This window comes from Massilia genomosp. 1 (assembly GCF_011682185.1).
GTDB lineage: Bacteria > Pseudomonadota > Gammaproteobacteria > Burkholderiales > Burkholderiaceae_D > Telluria_A > Telluria_A rubra.
Map to the genome: position 1 here is coordinate 1 of NZ_WHJF01000338.1, position 734 is coordinate 734.

Genomic DNA, 734 nt, shown 5'->3' on the forward strand with positions numbered 1-734 from the left:
CCAGCGCACGCGGCTTGTGGCGCGGTTTCGCTGGCTTTTCGGCACCTCGGTGCTTGAGCTGGTTTGCCGCTTTCAGCACGCGATAGAAGGTCGATTCCGAGGCGACGTACTCGCCCTGGTCGACCAGTCGTGGCACGATCTGGCTTGGCGGGAGGTGGCCGAATTCGGGCGAGTTGGCGATCGCCAGCACGCGCTGGCGTTCCAGTTCGCTCAGTCGGTTCTTGGGCCTCTGCACCCGAGCCGGCCGTCGATCACAAGCGCCCTCAGCCTTATCGTTCTGCCAGCGCTGTAAGGTCCGCTCGCTCAGGGTAATCACCTCGCAGGCCCGCCACTGACTCGCTCCGGCAACGACCGCCTCGGCCACCAAAGCCATCACCTGGTCGCGCTGCGGGAGGTCGGTCATCACTCCTCGTCCGCCCACAGCGCGCGGAACTTTTTTTGCAGGATCAGCAACGCGGCCGCCTCCGCCAACGCGCCATTTTTGCGCACAATCTCGCGCTCGAGTTTGGCGACCTTGTCCTTCAACGTACGCACTTCGCGCACGCCCGATGCGGGCTCTTTTACTTCTGCGCAGAACGCCGTCTGCCAGCTGGTCAGGTGATGGGGAAATATGCCGTGCTCGCGGCACCATGCCTGCAAGGCCTCGTCGGGCAAGCCATGGGTGGCCTTCAGTGCGGCGAACTGTTCTGCAGCAGTCCAGTCCTGGGGGCGCTTCTCGCGCGCTGTTGGCGCGT

Annotated in this window: 2 protein-coding genes; both read right to left on the reverse strand. The window is 64.6% G+C overall.

All coding sequences use genetic code 11. The features are described 5' to 3' along the window. A partial coding sequence (locus tag F1735_RS33945; RefSeq protein WP_167241439.1) for a helix-turn-helix domain-containing protein occupies window positions 1-403 on the reverse strand: 403 nt, incomplete at its 3' end. Further along, a partial coding sequence (locus F1735_RS33950) for a transposase (protein WP_167241441.1) occupies window positions 403-734 on the reverse strand: 332 nt, incomplete at its 5' end. The genes F1735_RS33950 and F1735_RS33945, both read right to left, overlap by 1 nt.